Annotated in this window: 22 protein-coding genes, 7 tRNA genes, 3 rRNA genes and 1 riboswitch; of the genes, 3 read left to right on the top strand and 29 right to left on the bottom strand. The window is 46.0% G+C overall.

From position 1 onward, the window contains the following. Positions 1-38: 38 nt before the first annotated feature. From V5G21_RS13870 to V5G21_RS13840, 7 genes are all read right to left on the bottom strand, one after another. Positions 39-1,133 carry an iron-containing alcohol dehydrogenase family protein gene (locus tag V5G21_RS13870; protein ID WP_011245734.1) on the bottom strand — a complete coding sequence of 365 codons (1,095 nt, stop codon included), beginning with the start codon at positions 1,131-1,133 and terminating at the stop codon, positions 39-41. Positions 1,134-1,135: 2 nt separating this feature from the next. Continuing rightward, positions 1,136-1,966, bottom strand: coding sequence for a MetQ/NlpA family ABC transporter substrate-binding protein (locus V5G21_RS13865; RefSeq protein WP_011245733.1), 831 nt, complete (start codon positions 1,964-1,966; stop codon positions 1,136-1,138). Between the two features lie 55 nt (positions 1,967-2,021). Next, positions 2,022-2,690, bottom strand: a complete 669-nt coding sequence (locus V5G21_RS13860; RefSeq protein ID WP_011245732.1) for a methionine ABC transporter permease — start codon at positions 2,688-2,690, stop codon at positions 2,022-2,024. Further along, a complete protein-coding gene (locus V5G21_RS13855) occupies positions 2,668-3,693 on the bottom strand; it encodes a methionine ABC transporter ATP-binding protein (RefSeq protein WP_011245731.1) in 1,026 nt (341 codons plus the stop codon). Before V5G21_RS13855 ends, V5G21_RS13860 begins: the two co-directional genes overlap by 23 nt. Positions 3,694-3,769: 76 nt before the next feature. After that, positions 3,770-3,876: riboswitch (SAM riboswitch) on the bottom strand. Positions 3,877-4,001: 125 nt separating this feature from the next. Continuing rightward, the gene (gene tatC, locus V5G21_RS13850) at positions 4,002-4,748 is read right to left on the bottom strand and encodes a twin-arginine translocase subunit TatC (RefSeq protein ID WP_035204653.1); all 747 of its coding nucleotides are present in this window, start codon (positions 4,746-4,748) and stop codon (positions 4,002-4,004) included. Between the two features lie 22 nt (positions 4,749-4,770). Beyond that, positions 4,771-4,962, bottom strand: coding sequence for a twin-arginine translocase TatA/TatE family subunit (locus V5G21_RS13845; RefSeq protein WP_011245729.1), 192 nt, complete (start codon positions 4,960-4,962; stop codon positions 4,771-4,773). A gap of 16 nt (positions 4,963-4,978) precedes the next feature. Next, positions 4,979-5,614: a redox-sensing transcriptional repressor Rex gene (locus tag V5G21_RS13840; RefSeq protein WP_011245728.1), complete on the bottom strand. Its 636-nt coding sequence runs from the start codon at positions 5,612-5,614 to the stop codon at positions 4,979-4,981. Between the two features lie 167 nt (positions 5,615-5,781). Between V5G21_RS13840 and V5G21_RS13835 the strand changes: the two genes are divergently transcribed. Next, positions 5,782-7,695, top strand: coding sequence for an ABC-F family ATP-binding cassette domain-containing protein (locus V5G21_RS13835; protein WP_011245727.1), 1,914 nt, complete (start codon positions 5,782-5,784; stop codon positions 7,693-7,695). 34 nt (positions 7,696-7,729) lie between these two features. On the opposite strand, the gene tsaD is transcribed toward V5G21_RS13835, so the two are convergent. The 6 genes from tsaD to V5G21_RS13805 all read right to left on the bottom strand — a co-directional run bounded on the left by tsaD (position 7,730) and on the right by V5G21_RS13805 (position 11,474). Beyond that, complete coding sequence (tsaD, locus tag V5G21_RS13830) at positions 7,730-8,737, bottom strand: tRNA (adenosine(37)-N6)-threonylcarbamoyltransferase complex transferase subunit TsaD (RefSeq protein WP_011245726.1); 1,008 nt, start codon at positions 8,735-8,737, stop codon at positions 7,730-7,732. Next, positions 8,715-9,158 carry a ribosomal protein S18-alanine N-acetyltransferase gene (rimI, locus tag V5G21_RS13825; RefSeq protein WP_035204836.1) on the bottom strand — a complete coding sequence of 148 codons (444 nt, stop codon included), beginning with the start codon at positions 9,156-9,158 and terminating at the stop codon, positions 8,715-8,717. The genes tsaD and rimI overlap by 23 nt, the downstream gene beginning before the upstream one ends. 4 nt (positions 9,159-9,162) lie before the next feature. Next, positions 9,163-9,882 carry a tRNA (adenosine(37)-N6)-threonylcarbamoyltransferase complex dimerization subunit type 1 TsaB gene (gene tsaB / locus V5G21_RS13820; protein ID WP_011245724.1) on the bottom strand — a complete coding sequence of 240 codons (720 nt, stop codon included), beginning with the start codon at positions 9,880-9,882 and terminating at the stop codon, positions 9,163-9,165. Further along, positions 9,867-10,334, bottom strand: a complete 468-nt coding sequence (gene tsaE / locus V5G21_RS13815) for a tRNA (adenosine(37)-N6)-threonylcarbamoyltransferase complex ATPase subunit type 1 TsaE (protein WP_011245723.1) — start codon at positions 10,332-10,334, stop codon at positions 9,867-9,869. The genes tsaB and tsaE overlap by 16 nt, the downstream gene beginning before the upstream one ends. Before the next feature lie 4 nt (positions 10,335-10,338). After that, on the bottom strand, positions 10,339-11,331 hold the full coding sequence (gene thiL / locus V5G21_RS13810; protein WP_011245722.1) for a thiamine-phosphate kinase: 993 nt from the start codon (positions 11,329-11,331) through the stop codon (positions 10,339-10,341). A gap of 69 nt (positions 11,332-11,400) precedes the next feature. Next, positions 11,401-11,474: transfer RNA gene (locus V5G21_RS13805), tRNA-Met, on the bottom strand. A 442-nt stretch (positions 11,475-11,916) separates the two neighbouring features. Here V5G21_RS13805 and V5G21_RS13800 point away from each other — a divergent pair. Next, entirely contained in the window at positions 11,917-12,060 is a 144-nt protein-coding gene (locus V5G21_RS13800) for a hypothetical protein (RefSeq protein ID WP_156323108.1), read from the top strand. Between the two features lie 69 nt (positions 12,061-12,129). On the opposite strand, the gene V5G21_RS13795 is transcribed toward V5G21_RS13800, so the two are convergent. From V5G21_RS13795 to V5G21_RS13785, 3 genes are read right to left on the bottom strand one after another with little or no spacing between them, the layout of a single operon-like run. Continuing rightward, positions 12,130-13,266 (bottom strand): trans-sulfuration enzyme family protein, encoded by a 1,137-nt coding sequence (locus V5G21_RS13795; RefSeq protein ID WP_011245721.1) that lies wholly within the window; start codon positions 13,264-13,266, stop codon positions 12,130-12,132. A gap of 17 nt (positions 13,267-13,283) precedes the next feature. Beyond that, positions 13,284-13,625 carry a fluoride efflux transporter FluC gene (locus V5G21_RS13790; RefSeq protein ID WP_050748941.1) on the bottom strand — a complete coding sequence of 114 codons (342 nt, stop codon included), beginning with the start codon at positions 13,623-13,625 and terminating at the stop codon, positions 13,284-13,286. After that, positions 13,625-14,008 (bottom strand): fluoride efflux transporter FluC, encoded by a 384-nt coding sequence (locus V5G21_RS13785; RefSeq protein WP_011245719.1) that lies wholly within the window; start codon positions 14,006-14,008, stop codon positions 13,625-13,627. Before V5G21_RS13785 ends, V5G21_RS13790 begins: the two co-directional genes overlap by 1 nt. 127 nt (positions 14,009-14,135) lie before the next feature. Between V5G21_RS13785 and V5G21_RS13780 the strand changes: the two genes are divergently transcribed. Then, positions 14,136-14,846, top strand: a complete 711-nt coding sequence (locus V5G21_RS13780) for an MgtC/SapB family protein (RefSeq protein WP_011245718.1) — start codon at positions 14,136-14,138, stop codon at positions 14,844-14,846. Between the two features lie 1,224 nt (positions 14,847-16,070). Here the strand turns inward: V5G21_RS13780 and rrf are convergent. The 13 genes from rrf to ant(6) all read right to left on the bottom strand — a co-directional run bounded on the left by rrf (position 16,071) and on the right by ant(6) (position 24,917). After that, positions 16,071-16,186, bottom strand: a 5S ribosomal RNA gene (rrf, locus tag V5G21_RS13775). Positions 16,187-16,297: 111 nt separating this feature from the next. After that, a 23S ribosomal RNA gene (locus V5G21_RS13770) occupies positions 16,298-19,233 on the bottom strand. 249 nt (positions 19,234-19,482) lie between these two features. Further along, a tRNA-Ala gene (locus V5G21_RS13765) sits at positions 19,483-19,558 on the bottom strand. 15 nt (positions 19,559-19,573) lie between these two features. Then, positions 19,574-19,650 (bottom strand) — tRNA-Ile (locus V5G21_RS13760). Between the two features lie 317 nt (positions 19,651-19,967). After that, positions 19,968-21,516 (bottom strand): 16S ribosomal RNA (locus tag V5G21_RS13755). Together the 16S, 23S and 5S rRNA genes with 6 tRNA genes alongside form the textbook arrangement of a ribosomal RNA operon. Before the next feature lie 180 nt (positions 21,517-21,696). After that, positions 21,697-21,773: transfer RNA gene (locus V5G21_RS13750), tRNA-Ile, on the bottom strand. A gap of 31 nt (positions 21,774-21,804) precedes the next feature. Next, positions 21,805-21,878, bottom strand: a tRNA-Gly gene (locus V5G21_RS13745). Positions 21,879-22,065: 187 nt separating this feature from the next. Next, positions 22,066-22,142, bottom strand: a tRNA-Pro gene (locus V5G21_RS13740). Positions 22,143-22,145: 3 nt separating this feature from the next. After that, positions 22,146-22,222, bottom strand: a tRNA-Arg gene (locus tag V5G21_RS13735). 280 nt (positions 22,223-22,502) lie between these two features. Further along, complete coding sequence (locus V5G21_RS13730; protein ID WP_011245717.1) at positions 22,503-22,865, bottom strand: hypothetical protein; 363 nt, start codon at positions 22,863-22,865, stop codon at positions 22,503-22,505. Positions 22,866-22,972: 107 nt separating this feature from the next. Further along, positions 22,973-23,167: a hypothetical protein gene (locus tag V5G21_RS13725; protein WP_035204914.1), complete on the bottom strand. Its 195-nt coding sequence runs from the start codon at positions 23,165-23,167 to the stop codon at positions 22,973-22,975. Positions 23,168-23,244: 77 nt separating this feature from the next. After that, positions 23,245-23,793, bottom strand: coding sequence for a hypothetical protein (locus tag V5G21_RS13720; RefSeq protein WP_035204917.1), 549 nt, complete (start codon positions 23,791-23,793; stop codon positions 23,245-23,247). A 269-nt stretch (positions 23,794-24,062) separates the two neighbouring features. Further along, a complete protein-coding gene (gene ant(6) / locus V5G21_RS13715; RefSeq protein WP_338464829.1) occupies positions 24,063-24,917 on the bottom strand; it encodes an aminoglycoside 6-adenylyltransferase in 855 nt (284 codons plus the stop codon). Between the last annotated feature and the right edge of the window lie 157 nt (positions 24,918-25,074).

Raw genomic sequence — 25,074 nt, 5'->3', positions numbered from 1 at the left:
GGAAACATTTGAGTAAACGTGTTGAGGCTGCACGCAGGTTACACTCCTGCTTGCAGCCCTTCGTTTTTTTCTTCCAATTTTTTTATGGCAGAGACCACAGCATCCGCTGATACTGGAAACGGCATTACATGAATGGATTCTTCTGCGACTGTCGCTTTTTCAGCAACTGAACGCAAATCAGCTTGGAGGGAAATGCCTAACTGAGTTAATGAATATGGAAGGCCAACTTTTTCATAAAATAGCCGCAATGCTTCGATTTCGTGCCATTTCTCTTCTAACGCCAATTGGACGAGAATGCCGTATGCCACTTTGTCGCCGTGGAGAATACCATGTGTTTCCGCTAAAACCGTCAAGCCGTTATGGATCGAATGGGCTCCTGCAATCCGTCCATATTGGTCCCCAAATCCTCCAACCATGCCACCTAGCATAATAATCGTTTCTGCAACTTTACAAAAAGCAGTGCTCACTTCGCCTATGTCAAAAGCGCGCAAAGCTTCATCGCTTTTTTCCAACAAAATGTCACGACATAGTTTAGCCGTATAATAAGCCACCTCTAATGCTGGGGACTTTTCATCCATCGAACCAAGCTGGACATCCGCTTCGTACCATTTTGCAAGCGTATCGCCTATGCCAGCGACAAACAGCTCTTTTGGCGCAGTCAAAAGCAAGCGCGGTTCAAGTAATAGCAACGACGCATTTTCTGGGTAAACGTCGTAGTGTGTATAGGTCCCCTCATCTGTATAAACGGCCGCAAGCGGCGTCCAAGGGGCACAATTTGAGGCTAGCGTCGGCACGAGCACATAAGGCCGTTTCGTTTGGTAAGCCCCTCCTTTGACTAGGTCAAGGAGTTTGCCGCCCCCCACGCCGACAATCGCATCGTACTCGCCGCTTTGCACAACAGCTGCCAGTTGGTCCATTTGATTTTGTGAACAAATTCCATTGTATTGCCAGTAAGTTGCCTCAACAGCTGTAAATTCCGGCCAAAATCGTTCTGCCGCTTTCCAAGAGGCATCGCCGTGGACCACTAAAACATGGTGAAATCCTCTCGCTTTTAGTTTAGTTTCTAAGGAAGACAGTATCCCTTCTTCCAATACATATTCATGTGGTGCTCCGCGAACAACAAGCGACTCCATCCTTATTCCTCCATCCAACTTGGCTTGCCAAAGCCTGCAAATTCTTTATCGATTACTTCTTCAAATTCAGCGGACTCAACAACCTCTTTAATATCGTTAGCCAACTCTCCGTCTGCATCTTCTGAGCGAACAGCCACGACATTTCGATATTGGTCAGGCATGTTTTCCAACTTGATTGCGCTGTTTAAATCAAGTCCAGCCGATAAAGCAAAGTTGCCAGGAACAGCCGTCAATGGCTTTTCACCCACTTCACGTGGCAATTGAGCAGCTTCTAGCTCTACGAATTGAAGGTTCTTTTCATTTTCAGTGATGTCTTTTACAGAGACAGTCAGCGGGTCTATGCCATCTTCAAATGAAATCAGCCCTTCCTCCTCAAGCATTAAGAACGCTCGGGCTCCATTCGTTGGGTCATTAGGGATAGCGATCTCGGCACCATCTTCAATTTCATCAAGCGAACCATATACCTCCGAATAAATCCCCATTGGCGCTGTCGGGACAGAAATCAAACTAGATAACTCTAAGTCATTATTCTCGGCAAAATCATCTAGATAAACTTGGTGCTGGAATAAATTTGCGTCATCTTTGCCTTCAGCCAATTCACGGTTCGGAATGATGTAGTCTTGATATTCATTTACCGTTACAGTGTAGCCTTTCTCCTCTAAACCAGGAATAATGGCTTTTGTAATCATATCGCTGTATGGGCCAGCGGTAGCTCCAAACCGAATTTCTTTTGAGTCTCCAGCATTTCCACTTTCACTTCCACTTCCACATGCGCCGAGAGCGAAGATGACGCCTAAACTTATTGCACTTTGTACCCATAATGTCTTTTTCATCGTTTCTCTCCTTCTTTTCCTATCTATTTAACAAAAGGCAAGCTTGCCTTAACGTTTATTTTCTTTTATCTGTCGCTTTTGCAGTCAAATCTCCTATAAACTGAAATACTTGGACGAGAATGATCAATATCACCACAGTCGCAATCATAATTGTATGGTCATAGCGATAATGCCCGTAGCGAATCGCCAAATCGCCAACTCCGCCACCGCCAATGACACCCGCCATTGCCGAGTAAGCAATTAAGCTGATAATCGTAAGAGTAAGCCCTTGTACCATCGAAGCACGCGCTTCTAAAAAGAGCACGTCTTTTATAATCATCCATGGCGTCGCGCCCGAAGCGATTGCTGCTTCAATTAACCCTTTATCTACTTCCCGCATTGAACTTTCCACAATCCGGGCAAAAAACGGAATCGCAGCAACAGACAACGACACGCTTGCTGCGATCGGACCTGTCGTTGTACCGACGAGCGCTTTCGTAAAGGGATAAAGGGCCACAAGCAAAATGATAAACGGAATGGAACGAACAATGTTGACAATAAAGCCCAACCCTGATTGGACAAGTTGATTTTCCCAGAATAAGCCTCGGTCAGTCGCAAACAAAATGACGCCAAGTGGAAAACCAACGATTATCGCCACAGCTGTTGAGATGCTGATCATTAACAACGTCTCTACAAAGGCGTTCCACATATCTGGCAACATCTCAACTAAATGCACGAAGTCCATCGCGGATCACCTCCACTTCAGCGGAACGTTGCTTAATATAAGCAATTGCTTCCTGAATCGCTGTTGGCTCGCCCTTCAGTTCCATAATAAAAATGCCAAGCGGGCGGCCGCCGATATATTCGATCGCTCCATGGAGAAAGTTTCCTTTTACAGAAAACTGTTGCAATGTATCCGAGATAATGCCTTGTTGGGCAACGCTACCTTTAAAGATTACTTTAGCAATCGTGCCAGAAAATTGGCTCAATGTATGTTCAGGAATATGAAAAGAGACGACATCTCCAATAAACTCTTGTGTTAACGGTGCTTTTGGCGCAGCAAACACATCATACACATCTCCCTGCTCAATCATTTTGCCATCTTGCATAATCGCCATTTTATGGCATATTTCTTTAACGACTGCCATTTCATGGGTAATGAGCACGATTGTCAACCCTAGTTCTTCGTTCAACTTTTTTAATAACGCCAAAATCGATTTAGTTGTTGTTGGGTCAAGCGCAGATGTGGCTTCATCACACAACAGCACGCTTGGTTTGTTGGCTAGCGCTCGGGCAATGCCAACACGTTGCTTTTGGCCGCCAGAAAGCTGCGCTGGATACGCATTGCGTTTATTCGAAAGGCCAACAAGCTCTAGCAGTTCTTCCACCCTGGCTGGAATTAGATCCGCTCTCACGCCAGCAGCTTTTAAAGCAAAGGCAATATTGCCGAATACCGTTTTTTGGTTAATTAAATAAAAATGTTGAAAAATCATGCCGATCTTTAGACGTGCTTGCCGAAGCTCGCGTGTACCTAGTTTGGTCAAATCCAAGCCGTCAACACGAATCGTCCCACTCGTCGGCCGCTCTAATAAATTAATACAGCGAAGCAGTGAACTTTTGCCCGCTCCGGAGTAGCCAACGATACCAAAAATCTCCCCTTTGCCTACTTTAAAAGAAACATTGTCTACGCCGATAACACGTTTTTTCTTTGTTTTGTATACTTTTGTTAACTCGCTTGCCTCAATCATCGGTTCTCCACTCCTACATAAAAAAGCTTCTCTCATCATCATGAAAGAAGCTGCGAAAATCCGTTTCCGTTTTTCCGGCTTATCTTTCAGAATGATCCCATTCTGCAGGAATTGGCACCTTCCCCGTAACGGGAGGTTGCTGGACGTCATTGGGCCTAATCCCTCAGTCGCTCTTGATAAGTCCTTTTTTAATTGATGTAACCCGTATATTACGCTTTTTAAACAAAATTGTCAAAACATTTATCGGCAGCAACGCCAAAAACACGTTTTTCAATGTGAAAAACATGTTTTGGTTTTGTATGTTTGTTTCATTTAGCACTTTCTTGGCCATTATGGTCGGTAGTTCCATGGTATTTTCGGTATGTAATCGCCGAAATGGTAATGCTGATCTCATATAAAATAAGCATCGGCACCGTAACAAACAGATGCGACGTTAATTCAGGGGGTGTAATAATGCCAGCGATCACAAGCAAGGCAAAATACGCGTATTTACGGATTTTCCGCAGGAATGCTGGCGTGACCACTCCTAGCCTCGTTAAAAACATCACAACTACCGGGAGCTGAAACAAAAGCCCAAAAGGGATGGTCAGTTGGAACAAAAATGAAAAGTATTCATTGATTCCATACATCTCATTTATTTCGAGGCGGTCGGCCATTTGCCCCATAAAAGAAATGACAAAAGGCAATAAAATAAAATAGGAAAAAGCAATTCCTGCCAAAAACAATAGGAACGCAATTGGAATGTACGCGAGCGTCGCTTTTTGTTCGTTTTCTTTTAATCCCGGTGAAACAAAGGCCCATAATTGGTACAAGATCACTGGAATGATAAGCACAAGCGCTGTTATGACAGCAAAGTTCATATAGACACGAAGCGGGTCGGTCAATCGAAAAGCATTAAACGGCATATCAGCGGCTTGGGGGGAGTTCTGCAAAAACGTAATAACGGGAACCGCCAAGAAAAAACCGCCAATAAGCGCGACAATAAAAAAGGCGAGGACCACAAAAATCCTGCGCCTTAGCTCTTCCGCGTGATCCATAATGGACATGTCTTGCATAGGGACACGCCCTTTTCTGCCTTTACGCTTTTTCTTTTTGGACGTTTGTTGATTTGGTGTCATCATCGTCATCCGCTAATCCTTTGGTAGCATTTTTAAACTCACGCAATGTGCTTCCCGCTGCTTTTCCGAGTTCCGGCAGCTTTTTCGGCCCGAAAATTAGCAATGCGACTAGTGCAATTAATACGACACTCCCTACAGAAAGTCCTCCCATTGTTGTTGCCTCCTTCTTATAGTGGGTAATGCTTTAAAAAGTAAACAAGCGCCTGCAGTTCCACTGCAAGGTCAATATGATGAACGCGAATATGGGCTGGTACGGATAAGCGCACTGGGGTAAAGTTTAAAATCCCTTCAATTCCCGCTTTAACGAGGCGGTCGGCACTTTTTTGTGCCTGGGAAGCAGGCACAGTCAGAACCGCAATCGAAACATTTTGCAACCCAATTTCTTCAAGCTTGTCCCAGTTATACACAGGAACTTCGCCGACTTTTGTACCAATTTTTTTTTCATCGACATCAAAAGCATGGGTGATCACGGTATTGTTGTTTTTTGAAAAATTATACTGCAATAATGCAGTTCCAAGGTTTCCTACACCGACTAAAATCACGTTTGTCCGCTCATCTTGGTCTAACGTCTCCCTAAAAAAAGAAAGGAGATATTGGACATTATACCCATACCCTTTTTTTCCTAACGCGCCAAAGTAAGAAAAATCTCTTCGGATTGTTGCAGAATCTACTTTTACTGCCTGGCTTAATTCAGTTGAAGAAACCCGCTGTTTTCCGGCAGCATGCAAGCTTTCGATAAAGCGGTAATAAAGCGGCAAGCGTTTTGCTGTTGCCTGAGGAATCTTCAGTTGTTCTGATTTCATGTCCGCCCCTTTCTGAGCTTTGGCTGCTGGCGCAGCATGATTCAACTCTATTGTACACGATTTTCGCTAAAATGAAAGAGCTCTCATTATGAACCTTTATTGTTGTTTCGATCTAAATTGATGTACACTTATTAAAGAACTTATTATGAACGCGAGGTTTGCTTTTTATGATTGTACTACAATGCGTAAACGTATCAAAGGCTTTTGGCACAGAACCTGTGCTCGAACAGGTGAAATTAGAAGTACAGGCGAGAGATCGAGTAGGCTTAGTCGGGCGAAACGGGGCAGGCAAATCGACGCTTTTAAAAATAATTACTGGTGAAATGAGCCAAGATACAGGCGAAATCGTCATTCCAAAGCAAACAACAATTGGCTACCTAGCCCAGCATACGGGGCTTGCTTCAAACCGTTCTATTTGGGATGAAATGCTTGAAGTGTTTGCGCCGCTGTTGGAAATGGAACGCTCACTGCGTACGTTGGAACAGCAGATGGCCAATCCAGAGGCGATAGAGCAAAACAATTACCAAAAACTGCTTTCTGAATACGACCAGTTGCAGCTCGCTTTTAAAGATTCCGGTGGCTACCAATACGAAGCGGATATTCGCAGTGTGCTGGCTGGACTCCATTTTCATCATTTTGATTACAGCACAGCCATTTCTACGCTTAGCGGCGGGCAGAAAACAAGGCTCGCTTTAGCCAAACTGCTCCTTTCGAAACCAGACATTCTTGTCCTTGATGAACCAACGAACCATCTGGATATGGAAACATTGTCTTGGCTCGAACAGTATTTGGCTAACTACTCTGGGGCAATTTTAGTCGTATCCCATGACCGTTATTTTCTGGACAAACTTGTGACGAAGACAGTGGAATTATCACGGGGCAAAACGACAACTTTTCACGGGAACTATAGCCATTACCTCGACGAAAAAGCAAAACGGTATCAACAAGCAGTCAAACAATACGAGAAACAGCAAGAGGAAGTCGCCAAATTAGAAACATTTATTGCCAAAAACATTGCCCGTGCTTCGACTACGAAACGAGCCCAAAGCCGAAGAAAGCAACTCGAAAAAATGGACATGGTTGATCGCCCTGATGGCGATAAATCAGTTGTTTTTTCGTTTAACATCAACAAGCAAACAGGAAACGACGTGCTCACCATCCGTGACTTAGCTGTCGGATACGGACAAGACACAGTGTTTGAAGGCTTGCATCTTTCATTAACACGAGGTGAATCAGTCGGGTTAATTGGTGAAAATGGAGCAGGCAAATCGACATTATTAAAAGCCATTACCCAACAACTCTCCCCACAAAAAGGGTCGATCATTTACGGCAGCAATGTCGTTATTGGCTACTACGATCAAGAACAAGCAAAACTGTCGAGCAACAAAACCGTTTTACATGAATTATGGGACGAGTATCCCACTACTCCCGAAAAAGACATCCGCGCGGTGCTTGGCCGGTTTTTATTTACTGGCGACGATGTCCTCAAACCCGTTTCCTCACTAAGCGGCGGCGAGAAAGCCCGTGTCGCACTCGCCAAATTAATGATGCAGCAAGCCAATTTTCTCATTTTAGACGAGCCGACAAACCATTTGGACTTGGATGCTAAAGAAGTATTGGAAGCCGCACTGCTGGACTATCCAGGGACAATTTTATTTGTTTCCCATGACCGTTACTTTATTAATCGCCTAGCGACGCGAATCATCGAATTGGATCAAGGTGACACAAATGTTTATTTAGGCAATTATAATGATTACCTTGAAAAGAAACGGCAAAACGCCGAGCGTGCTGCTTTGAAGAAAGAAGAAACCTTAACAAAGCAGGCAGCGGAGACAGATAGAAATTCGTTTCAGCTTGATAAAGAGGCGAAACGACAAGAGCGGCAAAAACAACGGCGGATTGAAGCAATCGAAACAGAACTGGAACAAATTGAAGCGTCCATTTCCGCTCTTCACGAACAGCTTGCTGACCCAGACGTTTATACCGATCATCAAAAAGCGCAAACGATCCAAGCCGAACTCGAGCAACAAAACAACGCTCTCGAAGCGTTAATGGAAGAATGGGAAACACTATCGACATAAAACAAACAGCCTAGAGTTCATAGGCTGTTTGTTTTTAAAATGAGGAAAGCGGCAACCCTGGCCGTGCATTCATAGCCATATTCCCAGCAATGCCACGTAACCACATGCTGTGGGCACAAGCGCCAATCATCGCAGCATTGTCCGTACATAGTGATAGCGGTGGAACCAACAACGTTACGTCTTTGTTGGCAAACGCTTCTGTCAATGCTTTGCGCAGCCCCTTATTAGCAGCGACGCCACCGGCAAGCACGACTTGTTTCACGTTAAATTGCGCTTGCGCTCTTACCGTTTTAGCAACCAGAACGTCAACCACACTTTCTTGAAACCCTTTTGCGAGCGCCGCCCGATCGGTTACAATTCCCCGCTGCTTGTCATTGTTCAGCCGGTTGAGCACAGCCGACTTCAAGCCGCTAAAGCTAAAGTCATAGCTGTCTTTTTCAAGCCACGACCGGGGCAAGTCCAGAGTCGCTTCAGCTGTATCGGCTAATTGCTCCACATTCGGGCCCCCTGGGTAAGGCAAAGCAAGAGCTCTTGCCACTTTGTCGTACGCTTCTCCCACTGCATCATCCCGCGTTTGCCCAATGACTTGGAATTGCCCGTCTTTCTCCATATAAATCAGTTCCGTGTGTCCCCCGGAAACGACTAAGGCGAGCAACGGGAACTGTAGCTTCGCAACGAGTTGGTTTGCATAAATATGCCCAGCAATATGGTGGACGCCAATTAGCGGCAACCCATGGGCAAACGCAATCGCTTTGGCAGCATGGATCCCCACTAAAAGAGCACCGACAAGACCTGGTCCCTCAGTCACCGCCACAGCTGTTAAGTCCTGATAAGTCACCTTTGCTTTTTCTAACGCTTCCTCTACAACGGCAGTAACTACCTCTACGTGGTGCCTAGAGGCTATTTCGGGCACTACCCCGCCAAAGCGGGCATGGCTTTCCATTTGTGTCGCAACAACATTCGAGCGAATTGTATCGCCATTTTCAATGACGGCCGCTGCCGTCTCATCGCAACTTGTTTCAATTGCTAGTATCGTTGTCATTTAGCTTCACCCACATGACCCACGCATCTTCTTGGTTGTCTGCGTAGTAGTTTTTTCGAATTCCAGCTTTTCGGAAACCGAGTTTTTGATACAAAGACTGGGCTGGCGTATTCGATACGCGCACTTCTAAGGATAGGCTCACGACGCCTAGTGCCTTTAACCACTCCATCACGTAACGCATTAAGCTTTCTCCATAAGAATGGCCGCGGTATTCCGAAGCAACTGCCACATTGGTAATTTGCGCTTCATCCACCACTTTCCACAGTCCACAGTAACCAACGACTTTCCCGTCTACGACGACGACATAGTAACAAGCAAATTGGTTTTTCGTCAGCTCTGTTTCAAAAGCTTCCCGTTCCCACGGCGTCGTAAAGGCATCACGCTCAATCAGCAGCACCTCGTCGATGTCGTCGAGCACCATTTGTCTAATATAAGCCTTCGTGTCTGTCCTTTTGGGCACGCTGCCAGTTCACCTCCGCCTCCGCTTGGCGCAAGTATGTTGGCTCAAACGCATGGACATGTTGAACAGGCTCCCGCTTGCTCGCAAGCGCACAAAGCTCGCCAGGCCGTGCATCAGCAAGCATCCTAGGGGCAAATACAGCCTGTTCCCCAAGGGCTGCCACGATCGCTTCACGGTGAAGACGGGCATCCTCGCCGACAAACAAAAATGGGCCATCGAGCGTTTGCAAATCGGAGAGCCAGTCTGTTAAAGAGCTATGTCGATCAGGCAGTTCCATCATTATGTCTCGAGCCCCACCGCTGCGATAAGCACCTGTAAACACCGTTTGTCGTCTCGCATCAATGATTGGGACAACATAGCCATGAAAATAAGCACCTGCTTGTGCCATAAGCTCAATCGTTGAAACCGCCACAAGCGGAAGGCCAAGCGTCCAAGCCAATGTCTTCGCAGCTGTTGTCGCCATCCGCACTCCTGTATACGAACCGGGACCTTTCGCCACAGCAATGGCATCAAGATCTGTTGGCTTTATCCCTACCTCTTGTAAAAGAGCTTCTACAGCAGGCATAAGCCGCAAAGCATGGTTCTTTTTCAACTGTGTCATGTATTCCCCTATAACGGTATCACCATCACTTACAGCAACACCGAGCTTATAGGAGGATGTATCCATTGCTAAAATTTTTGCCATTGCACAAGCCCCTCCAAACGTGTCCGATTCTCCTCGCCAACGGGTTTTAGGATAAGCTCCCTTTTCGTTTCGCCAAGCAAATGAATCGAACAGGCAAACCGGTTGTTCGGAAGCGCTTCTTCCAAAAGGCTCGCCCACTCTACAACCGTTACGCCATCCCCATAAAAATATTCTTCCAACCCTAAGTCTTGAACTTGCCCTTCTGCTCGGTATACATCCATATGATAAAAGGGCATGTTGCCCTCATATTCTTTAATAATCGTAAATGTTGGGCTATTGACGACACCATTTACGCCAAGGGCAACGGCAATGCCTTTCGCAAAATGGGTTTTTCCTGCCCCAAGGTCGCCATCGAGCGTCACGACATCTCCAGGCTTTAACATGCTTCCAAGTGCCGCTGCTAGCTCAATCGTTTCCTCAACAGAATTTGTTTGTGCTCTCCAGACAGTCATGTCATCACCTACGTTTAAAATGATTGTATCCACTCATTTGCAGCGCTTGTTCACCTGTTTCAGAAGCCAATAAAACCGCTGGCTCTCCGGCGCGCACAAACCCTATTTTATATAAATGCCGCCCTTGCTGCTGTGCTGCTTCACAGCAAGACGAAAAGGCGCTATCAGTCATTGTCCCTACCAACTGGAAATCCTCTCCGCCATTCAAACTCCATTTTACCCTTTTTTCCGGCAAAACAGAATCCATTTGCGGAGAAAGCTCCAACACTTTCTGTTGATCCAAAACGAGTTGGACACCGCTCGCTTCTGCAATTTCCATACTCTCGCTCGCAAGCCCGTCACTAATGTCATTGAGTGCCACTCGATAAGGTTGTTCAGCCAGCATCTTCCCCATTTCCACTTGTGGGACTGGTTCTTGATGCATGTGCACATACCGTCGTTCCTGTTCAGTAAATGCCCCAAACCGGCCGCGCTGATCAAGCAACTCCAATCCAGCCGCAGATCCTCCAACAGGCCCCGTTACAAACACGACATCTCCCGGCTGCGCTTGGTTTCTGAAAAGAGCGCAACCTTTCTTGACACGTCCTATTGCCGTCACAGAAAGAACAAGCGAATCTTTTATAGAGACTGTATCACCGCCAATTAAATCCATCCCGTAACGATCGCCAACTGCCCTCATTCCTTCGTAAAGGGATGTTAGTTCTTCAGCACTCCAATTTGGCGGGATCGCAATCGAAACCAAATAAAATTGGGGAACGGCTCCCATTGCCGCCAAGTCACTGACATTGATCGCAAGTGCTTTACGACCAATTTGGAATGGACTTAACGTGTCTTTACGAAAGTGGACACCTTCTACCATGGCATCTACACAAACCACTTCATCCCAAGCATCCTGACCTGTATAAACAGCCGCATCATCCCCAATTCCATGCGTTAGCCTCTCCTGGTATGTTTCCCGCGGCACGATGCTGCGAATAAAGGAAAATTCATCGTCCATGTCAGTACCCCTTTCTTTAAAAGGCTCTAAAACAGAAAAAAGCCGAGACATCAGCCTCAGCTTTTGGTATTGCGGGGGACGGATTTGAACCGCCGACCTTCGGGTTATGAGCCCGACGAGCTACCAGACTGCTCCACCCCGCGTCGCTCTAAAAATGTTGATTTTCTGGTGCTACTGTTTGAAAGAGGACTGTCTCTTCCTCTGCTTGCTTATCCGGGGAGGTTTTTGCGTCGAGACAACTCGCTTTCGCTCGTTGCTCCACCCCGCGTCGCTCTAAAAATGTTGATTTTTTGGTGCTATTGTTTGAAAGAGGACTGTCTCTTCCTCTGCTAGCTTATCCGGGGAGGTTTTTGCGTCGAGACAACTCACTTCGTTCGTTGCTCCACCCCGCGTCGCTTAAAATATTGTAGTATTTCACTACTAGTATTTCCGTCGACAACAATTAATATACCATATTTATTTTACAATAACAATGATTTTTTTATAAAAAAAGAAGCTAAATTAGTTGCGTTTCTTTGAAAATAGGAGTATAGTAAATTTCAAGTCTTTTTCATGACAGTTTTGTGACAAAAAGGAGATGATTTTATGAAACGAGCATTCCGTATGATCCTGCTCACACCTGTCGCGCTTATACTTGGAATTGTTCTCTTGCCAGCACTAGTTGCAGTGGATTTACCAATGTTTACCCAGTTTATTGATTCGATTGTCTCAGGCAATCACAGATCATAACTTTTTTGCTTGGCTACCATATTTAAAAACGGCGGATAAATCCGCCGTTTTTTAGTTTTTTACTGTTATTTATAGCAAGCTTTTCCTTACCGCTTCCTGAAACTCGGCAATAATATTTCGGCCATCTTCAATTCCTACTGAAATTCGGATAAGATGGGTACCAATATTTAATGCTTTTCGCATTTCTTCAGGAACAGACCGGTGAGACGTATTTAATGGATACGAAATGGACGTCTCTACACCAGCTAATGTTGGTGCAACTTTAACGAAAGTAAAAGCAGAAAAAAAGCGTTCGACATTAGCCTTTTGGTCGAGCTCAATGCTAACAATCGCCCCGTTTCCTTTTTCAGAGACAAATGGTGGATAGTAAACATGCTTCACACCATCCGTCTCTTGCATCGTTTTAGCAAGTTCGGCCGCATTTTGGCATTGCCTTTCCATGCGCAGAGCAAGCGTTTTAAGACCACGGCAGGCAAGCCACGCTTCAAAAGGGCTCAAGTTGCTTCCTAACGCAATCACGCGGGCCCTCGCTTGATCAACAAGCTCCTGTCTGCCTACAATTACACCGGCAGTTACATCACTATGACCGCCAATGTATTTGGTAGCACTATGGATGACCAAATCGGCACCTAACGTATAAGGCTGCAACAAATATGGCGTCGCAAACGTGTTATCAACGATTACTAAAAGGTCATGCCTTTTAGCTGCGTCAATCAAATCCTCCAAGTTCTCTACTCGAACAAGTGGGTTGGAAATCGTTTCGGCAAATACACCCTTTGTATTGCTTTTAATAGAAGCTTCCCAATTCTCGTTCGGATGGACAAAACTTACTTCAATTCCAAATAAAGAAAGCTCTTTCTCAAGCAAAGCATAAGTGCCTCCGTAGACATCCATCGTCGCAATTAGGTGGTCACCTGTTTTGCAAAAAGCTAAAATGGCACAAAGAATAGCCGACATTCCTGAAGAAGTAGCAACTCCATCTTCTGCACATTCAAGCAAAGCTACCCCTTTGCCAAGATCATCGGTATTCGGATTTCCATACCGAGTATACAAATAATCCTTCTCGCCTTTGAAATATTGCTCCATATCAGCTAAATCCTTAAAAACAAAGGCTGAAGTTTGGTAAATAGGCCGTGCTTTGCTTTGATTTTCCCCTTTTTCTTTTTGCAAAAAATGTACAGATTTTGTGTTAAAAAATGGTTCCACGTTTCTCTCCCTCTCTCCTATGCTCTTACATTCCATCCAAACAAAAAACCAAACAGCGAGCCAACAATCGATATAACCAGGTAAATCATAGCTTGTTTACGCTTTTTGAGGCGCCATAGCTCTAATGCTTCCATGCAAAAAGTTGAAAACGTCGTAAATCCGCCCAGCATACTAATAAACAGCAACTCAATCCCTTCTGGCAAAGGCTTGGCCAAAATCCATCCTAACATCGCACATCCACTTATATTGATGACAAATACTGCCGTCATTAATTGAGCGTTCTTTCCAAATTTCAACCAACACTCACTTACAGCAAACCGTAAACACGCTCCAACTGCGCCGCCTATTATTACATACATCATCTTGTCCTCCCTCTTGCTCCTAAAACGAATCCAAGGGCGACAAAGCCCATTCCCCCTGTAACAGTGGCCAACAAATACACGCTTCCTCCAAGCAGATGACCGTTTTGCAACATGGCGATCGTATCAGCCGCAAACGTGGACATCGTTGTAAATCCACCAATCAATCCGACTGTAATGCCTTTTTTTACAGCAAGAGGAATAGACTTTTTTAACTGCAAAATTGGAGTGAGAAAACCTAAAAGAAAACACCCACCTAGATTTGCAGTGAAAATTCCCCATGGCCAGTTGTGAAAAGGGAAGATAATCGTTAAGATAAAACGAAAAGCACCACCGAGGGCGCCTCCTAAAGCGACAGCGACGTAGGTATAGACGAGTTTCACGTAATTGCCCCATTCTGTAAGATTAAACCGATTTTACTATAAGTCCATTCCTTTAGACAACTTGTTTTGAATGGCGTCATTCATTTTCCCATATAGATAAACTGATACTAATGAAGAAGGTGATAACATGGATATTATTTTACTAAAATTAAGCGCCGCCCTGTTTTCAGGGTTCCTGATTGGCATTGACCGGCAAATCAAGCATAAGCCACTCGGTTTAAAAACAAGCATGGTCATCTGCATCGCAAGTTGTTTAATAACCATCGTCTCAGTAGAAGCCTACATGCACTACTCATCTGCTGGCGAGGGAACGCAAAATATGGACCCAATGCGACTCGCTGCTCAAATCGTCAGTGGCGTTGGTTTCCTTGGGGCAGGGGTCATTTTACGGAGAAGCAACGATGTTATTTCCGGACTAACAACAGCAGCCATGATTTGGGCCGCATCTGGAATCGGCATTGCCATTGGCGCCGGTTTTTACGTTGAATCGCTTATCACAGTCATACTCATTCTCATTGCAGTTAACTTAATTCCAGCTTTGTTAAAGCACATCGGTCCTACATCGCTAAGTCAAGTCGATGTTGCTCTTCGCGTTGTCATGTTTGAAGAAGCAGACTCCACACACTTGATTAAACAACTGCAACGAAAAGAAAGTACTTGGAAAGAACGGAAACAAAGAAACATCGTCATTCGCGACGTGAAGATAAAAGATGTTGACCAAGGCGGCCAACAACTAGACATGGCTCTTTCTATTCCAAGAACCATGTATATGACAGAGCTATACGATCGGGTCAAGAACATCGAACATGTGAAATCAGTGGCTGTTGAACAACGGTAATAGAATAATTACCAAGAACAGCTAGCAATTCTTCATGGAAGTCCCATTAACGAGTTAGATGAAACTATTGGCGTGGCCATTCTGGCGAATGCAAATAGCCATTTATTTGGAACGGCGTTAATGTGACCGACAGTTAGGCTGCCAAGACGAGAACAATTGGTTTTTTTTCATACCAAGATGGAATGAACACTTTGCTATCTACGATGAAAGGCAGCCGTGGCATCCACGATACGAAAATCGATGACAAGCCGTGCAACCATGCTTTAGAGGGGTATGCAGGGACGTACACTCACACTGGCTATGGAGAAATCTCCATAGCCTTACCGTCCAAGGCAACGCACCACATGGACTATCATGGCCACATCTCTTCACTACAATATTTTTATCTCTTTTTTTAAAAAAGCGAGTCGACGCTCGATAAAACAGAGCCTTTCTTAACTGCTGGGTAGAGTGAGGCTTGTGTTTACTCTACCTATTGACTCAAGATGCTGCTTTATACAAAATGGGTAGTTCTCAAAGATTCCAAGTTAGGAAGTGCGAAAATGAGGGTGTTAGCTAGAAAAAACACAAAATTTTTTAGTTTATTGGCGGTATTTATTATAACTGTTGTCCCTAAAGTCGGTGTATACATTAACACTAATAATTACAATACTATTAGGTATGATCTCGGTTTTCCTGCTACATGGCTATTCAGTAACACAACAGTTTAATTTTGCAGATATTAATCTGATAGGGCTCGTACTCAATGTTGCCTTTTTTTACTTATTTTTTGTGTTCGTTGATATGGGTATTAAAAAAATTGTCAATAAGCTTAGAAGAACCGACTGAATGGATAGCGCGGAATAAAGGGCAGAGTTGCTGTATGGTTGATTCTGTATGTATTTTACTGCGCAGCAGCACTCTTTTGCTTCCTGCCCATAACAAAAAAAGACACCTATTCAGGTGTCTTGCTGTTGCCCGGCAACGTCCTGGGTCCGGGATCTTTTCCTACGGGAGAGTTGAGCATGAAGCTTTTTCAAGATGTTTTTCATGTTGTTTTACGAAAATGATCCCTACGTCTCGCAGGAGGGCACGAGGCTTTTCCAGTGAAGCCTATTCACGTAGTTTTTTATATGAGCTTATCTCCAAATACTCCTAATAAGCATTTAACTCTGCTTCTTCGAAGCAGCCCTCTTTTGCCTCCTGCAAAAACAAAAAAGACACCTATTCAGGTGTCTTGCTGTTGCCCGGCAACGTCCTACTCTCGCGGGAGGAAGCCTCCAACTACCATCGGCGCAAAAGAGCTTAACGGCCGTGTTCGGCATGGGAACGGGTGTGACCTCTTTGCCATTGTCACCGGACTCTACTTCAGATAAGCGGCGAATCGCTTCGTCTGCACTGAAAGGTATGGAAAGAATCAGTGATTCTTTCAAAACTAAATCCGAAATAGACTCAATTGTCAAGAATGTGTATAGGATAAGTCCTCGACCGATTAGTATCAGTCCGCTCCACGTGTCGCCACGCTTCCACTTCTGACCTATCAACCTCATCATCTCTAAGGGGTCTTACTGGCTTACGCCATGGGAAATCTCATCTTGAGGGGGGCTTCATGCTTAGATGCTTTCAGCACTTATCCCGTCCATACGTAGCTACCCAGCGATGCTCCTGGCGGAACAACTGGTACACCAGCGGTATGTCCATCCCGGTCCTCTCGTACTAAGGACAGCTCCTCTCAAATTTCCTACGCCCGCGACGGATAGGGACCGAACTGTCTCACGACGTTCTGAACCCAGCTCGCGTGCCGCTTTAATGGGCGAACAGCCCAACCCTTGGGACCTACTTCAGCCCCAGGATGCGACGAGCCGACATCGAGGTGCCAAACCTCCCCGTCGATGTGGACTCTTGGGGGAGATAAGCCTGTTATCCCCAGGGTAGCTTTTATCCGTTGAGCGACGGCCCTTCCATACGGCACCGCCGGATCACTAAGCCCGACTTTCGTCCCTGCTCGACTTGTAGGTCTCGCAGTCAAGCTCCCTTCTGCCTTTGCACTCTACGAATGATTTCCAACCATTCTGAGGGAACCTTTGGGCGCCTCCGTTACTGTTTAGGAGGCGACCGCCCCAGTCAAACTGCCCACCTGACAATGTCCCTGGCCCGGATCACGGGTCGAGGTTAGAATGCCAGCACCATCAGGGTAGTATCCCACCGACGCCTCCACCGAAGCTAGCGCTCCGGTTTCCAAGGCTCCTACCTATCCTGTACAGATGATACCAACACTCACTATCAAGCTACAGTAAAGCTCCATGGGGTCTTTCCGTCCTGTCGCGGGTAACCTGCATCTTCACAGGTACTATAATTTCACCGGGTCTCTCGTTGAGACAGTATCCAAGTCGTTGCACCATTCGTGCGGGTCGGAACTTACCCGACAAGGAATTTCGCTACCTTAGGACCGTTATAGTTACGGCCGCCGTTTACTGGGGCTTCAATTCAGAGCTTCTCCCGTAAGGGATGACCCTTCCTCTTAACCTTCCAGCACCGGGCAGGTGTCAGCCCCTATACTTCGCCTTACGGCTTCGCAGAGACCTGTGTTTTTGCTAAACAGTCGCTTGGATCCTTTCACTGCGGCTCTCTCGGGCGATTAACCCTACTAGAGCACCCCTTCTCCCGAAGTTACGGGGTCATTTTGCCGAGTTCCTTAACGAGAGTTCTCCCGAGCGTCTTAGAATTCTCTTCTCGCCTACCTGTGTCGGTTTGCGGTACGGGCACCTGTATTCTCACTAGAGGCTTTTCTCGGCAGCGGAGGATCAGGGATTTCGGACCCGAAGGTCCTTCACGGTCACAGCTCAGCCTTACGGAACACGGATTTGCCTATGTTCCAGCCTCGCATGCTTCGACGCGCACAGCCAGCGGCGCGCTCACCCTACCTTTCTGCGTCCCCCCATCGTTCAAACGAATACGAGGTGGTACAGGAATATCAACCTGTTGTCCATCGCCTACGCCTTTCGGCCTCGGCTTAGGTCCCGACTAACCCTGAGCGGACGAGCCTTCCTCAGGAAACCTTGGGCTTTCGACGGATAGGATTCTCACCTATCTTTTCGCTACTCATACCGGCATTCTCACTTCCAAGCACTCCACTAGTCCTCACGATCTAGCTTCGCTGTCCTTGGAACGCTCCCCTACCCAATCCCTTACGGGATTGCCATAGCTTCGGTGATACGTTTAGCCCCGGTACATTTTCGGCGCAGAGTCACTCGACCAGTGAGCTATTACGCACTCTTTCAATGATGGCTGCTTCTAAGCCAACATCCTGGTTGTCTGGGCAACTCCACATCCTTTTCCACTTAACGTATACTTGGGGACCTTAGCTGATGGTCTGGGCTGTTTCCCTCTTGACTACGGATCTTAGCACTCGCAGTCTGACTCCCGAGTTAAAGTCATTGGCATTCGGAGTTTGACTGAATTCGGTAATCCTGTGGGGACCCCTCGTCCAATCAGTGCTCTACCTCCAAGACTCATCACTCGAGGCTAGCCCTAAAGCTATTTCGGGGAGAACCAGCTATTTCCGAGTTCGATTGGCATTTCACCCCTACCCACACCTCATCCCCGCAATTTTCAACTTGCGTGGGTTCGGGCCTCCAGTCGGTGTTACCCGACCTTCACCCTGGACATGGGTAGATCACCCGGTTTCGGGTCTACGGCATCGTACTAATGCGCCCTATTCAGACTCGCTTTCGCTGCGGCTCCGCTTCATCAGCTTAACCTTGCACGATACCGTAACTCGCCGGTTCATTCTACAAAAGGCACGCCATCACCCGTTAACGGGCTCTGACTAGTTGTAGGCACACGGTTTCAGGATCTCTTTCACTCCCCTTCCGGGGTGCTTTTCACCTTTCCCTCACGGTACTGGTTCACTATCGGTCACTAGGGAGTATTTAGCCTTGGGAGATGGTCCTCCCGGATTCCGACGGGGTTTCACGTGTCCCGCCGTACTCAGGATCCACTCTGGAGGAAACGAAGTTTCAGCTACAGGGCTGTTACCTTCTTCGGCCTGCCTTTCCAGACAGTTCACCTACTCCGTTTCTTGATCACTCCGTTGTTGAGTGTCCTACAACCCCAAGAGGCAAGCCTCTTGGTTTGGGCTGTTTCCGTTTCGCTCGCCGCTACTCAGGAAATCGCATTTGCTTTCTCTTCCTCCGGGTACTTAGATGTTTCAGTTCCCCGGGTCTGCCTCTCGACATCCTATGTGTTCAGATGTCAGTACCATCCCATTACGGATGGTGGGTTCCCCCATTCGGAAATCTCCGGATCGAAGCTTACTTACAGCTCCCCGAAGCCTATCGCGGTTCGTCGCGTCCTTCATCGGCTCCTAGTGCCAAGGCATTCACCGTGCGCCCTTTCTAACTTATCCTTTTTTGCTTCAGATAACCTTCGTATCTCTTCGTCTGGTTCATGTTTCTCAGTCGGTCACGTACCTTTGTACGCTCCCTCCTTCGAACATTTCCCATCCTCGATCTACTCGGTTCTCTTCGCAAAAATTAAAAAATACATAAAAAGGTATGCATTGAATTCTTGACGTCTCGTTCAAACAGTTATACAACCGATGAACAAAGATCAATTTGAGTTATTTCTGGATTCAGTTTTCAAAGAACCTAGTAAATGGTGGAGCCTAGCGGGATCGAACCGCTGACCTCCTGCGTGCAAAGCAGGCGCTCTCCCAGCTGAGCTAAGGCCCCATTTTGTTCCGTTTATGGTGGGCCTGAGTGGACTTGAACCACCGACCTCACGCTTATCAGGCGTGCGCTCTAACCAGCTGAGCTACAGGCCCCTCTTTTGACATCCCTACCTTAAATACACATTATTAAAGTTTAAGTTGTATCTAAAAGTATGGATTAGTCAATACATATGGGGAAAATATTAATGGAACAAATGAGAGTATTGAGTCCTCTCAAAACTGAACAAGGCTACTGATTTCAATTACATCATGTAACACTTCTCAGTTTATGCTTCGTGCTGCCTTGCGACGAGTAACCGCAGGAGCAATAGCATTTAATAGAGAGTTTTGAGTCCTCTCAAAACTGAACAAATAGCCTAAGCGCTATACGACCAGAAGGTCATACATCGACTAGAGTAAAAACTCCATAGAAAGGAGGTGATCCAGCCGCACCTTCCGATACGGCTACCTTGTTACGACTTCACCCCAATCATTTGTCCCACCTTAGGCGGCTGGCTCCAAAAGGTTGCCTCACCGACTTCGGGTGTTACAAACTCTCGTGGTGTGACGGGCGGTGTGTACAAGACCCGGGAACGTATTCACCGCGGCATGCTGATCCGCGATTACTAGCAATTCCGGCTTCATGCAGGCGAGTTGCAGCCTGCAATCCGAACTGAGAATGGCTTTATGGGATTGGCTTCACCTCGCGGTTTCGCTGCCCTTTGTACCATCCATTGTAGCACGTGTGTAGCCCAGGTCATAAGGGGCATGATGATTTGACGTCATCCCCACCTTCCTCCGGTTTGTCACCGGCAGTCACCTTAGAGTGCCCAACTCAATGCTGGCAACTAAGATCAAGGGTTGCGCTCGTTGCGGGACTTAACCCAACATCTCACGACACGAGCTGACGACAACCATGCACCACCTGTCACTTTGCCCCCGAAGGGGAAGCCCAATCTCTTGGGTGGTCAAAGGATGTCAAGACCTGGTAAGGTTCTTCGCGTTGCTTCGAATTAAACCACATGCTCCACTGCTTGTGCGGGTCCCCGTCAATTCCTTTGAGTTTCAGCCTTGCGGCCGTACTCCCCAGGCGGAGTGCTTAATGTGTTAACTTCGGCACTACGGGCATCGAAACCCCTAACACCTAGCACTCATCGTTTACGGCGTGGACTACCAGGGTATCTAATCCTGTTTGCTCCCCACGCTTTCGCGCCTCAGCGTCAGTTACAGACCAGAGAGTCGCCTTCGCCACTGGTGTTCCTCCACATCTCTACGCATTTCACCGCTACACGTGGAATTCCACTCTCCTCTTCTGCACTCAAGCTCCCCAGTTTCCAATGGCCGCTCGGGGTTGAGCCCCGAGATTTCACATCAGACTTAAGAAGCCGCCTGCGCGCGCTTTACGCCCAATAATTCCGGACAACGCTTGCCACCTACGTATTACCGCGGCTGCTGGCACGTAGTTAGCCGTGGCTTTCTGGTGAGGTACCGTCAAGGTACCGCCCTATTCGAACGGTACCGCTTCTTCCCTCACAACAGAGCTTTACGACCCGAAGGCCTTCCTCACTCACGCGGCGTTGCTCCGTCAGACTTTCGTCCATTGCGGAAGATTCCCTACTGCTGCCTCCCGTAGGAGTCTGGGCCGTGTCTCAGTCCCAGTGTGGCCGATCACCCTCTCAGGTCGGCTACGCATCGTTGCCTTGGTAAGCCGTTACCTTACCAACTAGCTAATGCGCCGCGGGCCCATCCCCTAGTGATAGCCGAAGCCATCTTTCACCCTCTCTCCAGGTGGAGAAAGGGATTATCCGGTATTAGCTCCGGTTTCCCGGAGTTATCCCAGTCTAAGGGGCAGGTTGCCCACGTGTTACTCACCCGTCCGCCGCTAACGTCCGGGAGCAAGCTCCCTTCTGTCCGCACGACTTGCATGTATTAGGCACGCCGCCAGCGTTCGTCCTGAGCCAGGATCAAACTCTCCGTTAAAAAGTTTGACTTGCTCATTGCACAACCGAAGTTGTGGCTCACTATGATTGACGAGATACCTTGTATCTCTTTTACGCTTGGCTTTTGTTCAGTTTTCAAAGGACTCGTTTGTCAGTCGTTTTTTAGCGACTTTCCTATCATACAAATTCCCACCGAAAAAGTCAACTACTTTTTTCATAATGGTGGGCCTGAGTGGACTCGAACCACCGACCTCACGCTTATCAGGCGTGCGCTCTAACCAGCTGAGCTACAGGCCCAGAAAATCACAATCTACTAAAACATTGATTATGGAGCGGGTGATGGGAATCGAACCCACATCATCAGCTTGGAAGGCTGAGGTTTTACCACTAAACTACACCCGCATATTTTATTAAGCAATTCCCTATTAATCCCTGTCCCGAACACCATGCCTCTTCCTCTGCTCGCTTATTCAGCGATGTTGATGCGTCAAGGCAACTCGGAGACTATTCGCAGATGTTTCGCTCGTGGCTGAGGTTTTACCACTAAACTACACCCGCATATTTAATGTAAGACATTTGACGTTACAGATGGTCGGGAAGACAGGATTTGAACCTGCGACCCCTTGGTCCCAAACCAAGTGCTCTGCCAAGCTGAGCTACTTCCCGCAATGGCGCGCCCGAGAGGATTCGAACCTCTAACCGCTTGATTCGTAGTCAAGTACTCTATCCAGTTGAGCTACGGGCGCTTGTTGTCATTAAATTGTTTTCGCTAGCTCGCCAGCGACAAGTAATAATATAGCATAATCATTCTGCATAGACAATACTTTTTTAAAAAATATTTATTACAACGCAACCGTAACACTAACTGTTATTATACCACATTTTATATGGATCTACGAATATCATAGTTTTTATTATGATTTAAACAAAAAAGTGGAAGGCTTTTCCTGCCGTTATTTAAGCATAAGCCTTCCCTAGCCTCTATTGCTTGACACTATGAGATTAAACTTAGAACCACAGTAAACATTATCCCCATTTAAGGACAATTGACATTGCGCAGCAATTGCCGCCTTCACTAATGACCGGAGACGCTAGCTGGAATACAATGCCTGTTGGTGAAAACTTAATGTCGTTGACAGCCGTTAACCCTGGAACAGATTGAATCATGTGCTGCACGGTTAGGTGGTCGCTCTTTTGCGCAGCTTCCATTAAATGCTTCGCAAATGGCCGATTTCCTAATTGGTGCAACAGGAGTTGGCCCTGTTTAAGCAAAAACTCAAACTGATGAACAGACTCCGTCAATTCAGTCGTATCAACCGGGGGAAATTGCCTGTAACACCCAGCTTGTTGTGGGCATTGCTGAAAAGCCCATCGCTTATAGTCGTTCATCTTCTCTTCCTTTCACATCGCATACTATCTTACATTTGTATGCATATATGCCTATCCAAGCTACAAAGGAAAGAAAGGAACAAACTAGGCTTTACTTCTTAGTTCTATTACTGCTGTGCAAGTGCACCAATCGTTGATAAGATAAAAACAGCAACAGCCAAAATAGCAAATAGCAGCCAAAACTTAGGCATTTTTTTCTTTTTAATGCCACGGTACACGAGTCCGCATAGCCATGTGATCAATAATGCAATCAAACATGCCCCTAACAATCTACCAATCATATAACCGATTACATAACCCATTTCCTTCGTTTCCCCTCACGTTCCATCTTTTATAAGAAAATTATACAGAAGACCAAAACCAGTTGCCTCGTTAGCTACTAAAAGAATAATTGATATAAACCCGTTTCATCATCAATTGCTTGCGCTCGCTCAAAAGCTGTCCTTTTTGTACTACTATTATTTATTAGTTCATACATAAACATTAACACGAATAGAAGAGAAGCATTTCCATCCACATCATCCTTTGGCGCAATGTATGATTCCGCTTTGCCGTGTTTAAACGCTTCTGCTAGTTTTTTATCTCCTAAAGTACAACCTGTAGCCACGACGTGAACGCCCTCTAGATGTGCATGCTGCAACACTTGTGCGGCTCCGAAATAACAGGAACGATGTTCATTTTCTTCATAAACGTCTTCAGCCAATTCTGGCAATATAAATTGCCCTTCTTCTCCATGAAAACATAAAATTAGATATTCGCTTTTGTCCCTTGTTTTTCCTGATAAAATGCCAACTAAGTCATTGGGCCTCCCTATCCAGTGCATATGTACACGCGCTCCATAATACTCAAGGACAGACCGTAAGGAGAATGCTTCCAATTCACAATTTGGCCCTACCGCTAGTGTGATACGCATATTTGGCTCGCTCAATACGAATCATCTCCATATGAAATTGTTTATGCATTGCTATTGTAATTGAAGTTTATTGAATTTGAAAGATCAAGTAGTTGACCATTCAAGGGAAGCCAGCGGATTTGCCCGCTAGCTATCGGCGATTTTTCGTCCTTACATTTTGTCGCTAATATTCTCCGTTTCGAGCATTTCTTTGAGCCCACTAAACATCAAACTCCAGCCATGCTCACTCTCATCATGATACCCTCTTAGCGCTTTTTCAATATCCGCTTCAAGAATAAACAAGTTTATGGCAGTGAATCGTAGATACTAGCAGAATAGGCTGTAATCGCTTCGTCGTAATCTGGATAGTTGTAGCCAAGACTGGCCGACAATCCTTTCGAGTATTTTCTAAAAAGCTCATAACAAGTAAATAAAGATTGCCACGTTTCTGCGTAGCCCTTCTCACAATAAGTCGAAAGCAGTGCTTCCCAATCCTCTTTAGGAAGATAGCGATCAATAAATTTATAATTTTTCCCCACACTAAACGTATATCCTCGGTCTGAGCCCACGTACCAAGCCATCATTCTCAACAAGTTAGGCCGAGCAATTCCATTTAAATGGTCGATAGCAAAGAGGATTTCCTTTCTGGCTAATCCTTTGACCACATAGGTGGAAACCATCCAAAATTCATTGCAACAATCATCAAATTCTCTTTCTGTTGGCTTTTTTAGCCAATAGTGGCGATCATCAGCAACGATTTCGTTTTTGACGAGCCGATCTTTATCAAGCAAAACCTCAACTAGGCCATCACTTTGAGAGAAGTAATCTTTGACTTCGTTGAGAGGAATAAGGGTTAAATCCAATTTGTTGCCATCCTCAAAAAGAATAATATAAGAAAACCAATTGCCTAATTCAGGCGGAAAAAGCTTCATGTCCTCTGGCTTTTGCATCATTATTGCTTTTCCGAATGGATCAAGCCACTGGTCATTTTCTTTAAACGAGTCGATATCCGTTACAAAGTAAGAAATATCGTAATCCTGGAATTTATCAGGAGTGATCGCTTTATTTGTACGTGACCCTTCTAACGTGACTAAGCGAATTCGCTCATCGTTTTTCGCAAAATCTAAAAACAGCGCCATCATTTCTTGTTCGCTTCGCAATGTACTCTCCTCCGATCTTCTATTTTATTCTTATTTTTATACCCTCTTCCCTTTCTGCAAGACTTTCATTCGCTTAAAGTTACATGTCATTGGCTTTTTTATATCTTACCTTAATACCCCGCTCGGGATGTGCGTTTAAATAAAAAAAGCCCCCTTG

Origin of the sequence: Shouchella rhizosphaerae (genome assembly GCF_036700015.1) — a bacterium.
In the GTDB taxonomy this organism is placed as follows: domain Bacteria; phylum Bacillota; class Bacilli; order Bacillales; family Bacillaceae_D; genus Shouchella; species Shouchella rhizosphaerae.
This window is presented reverse-complemented; position numbering and strand designations above follow the sequence as displayed.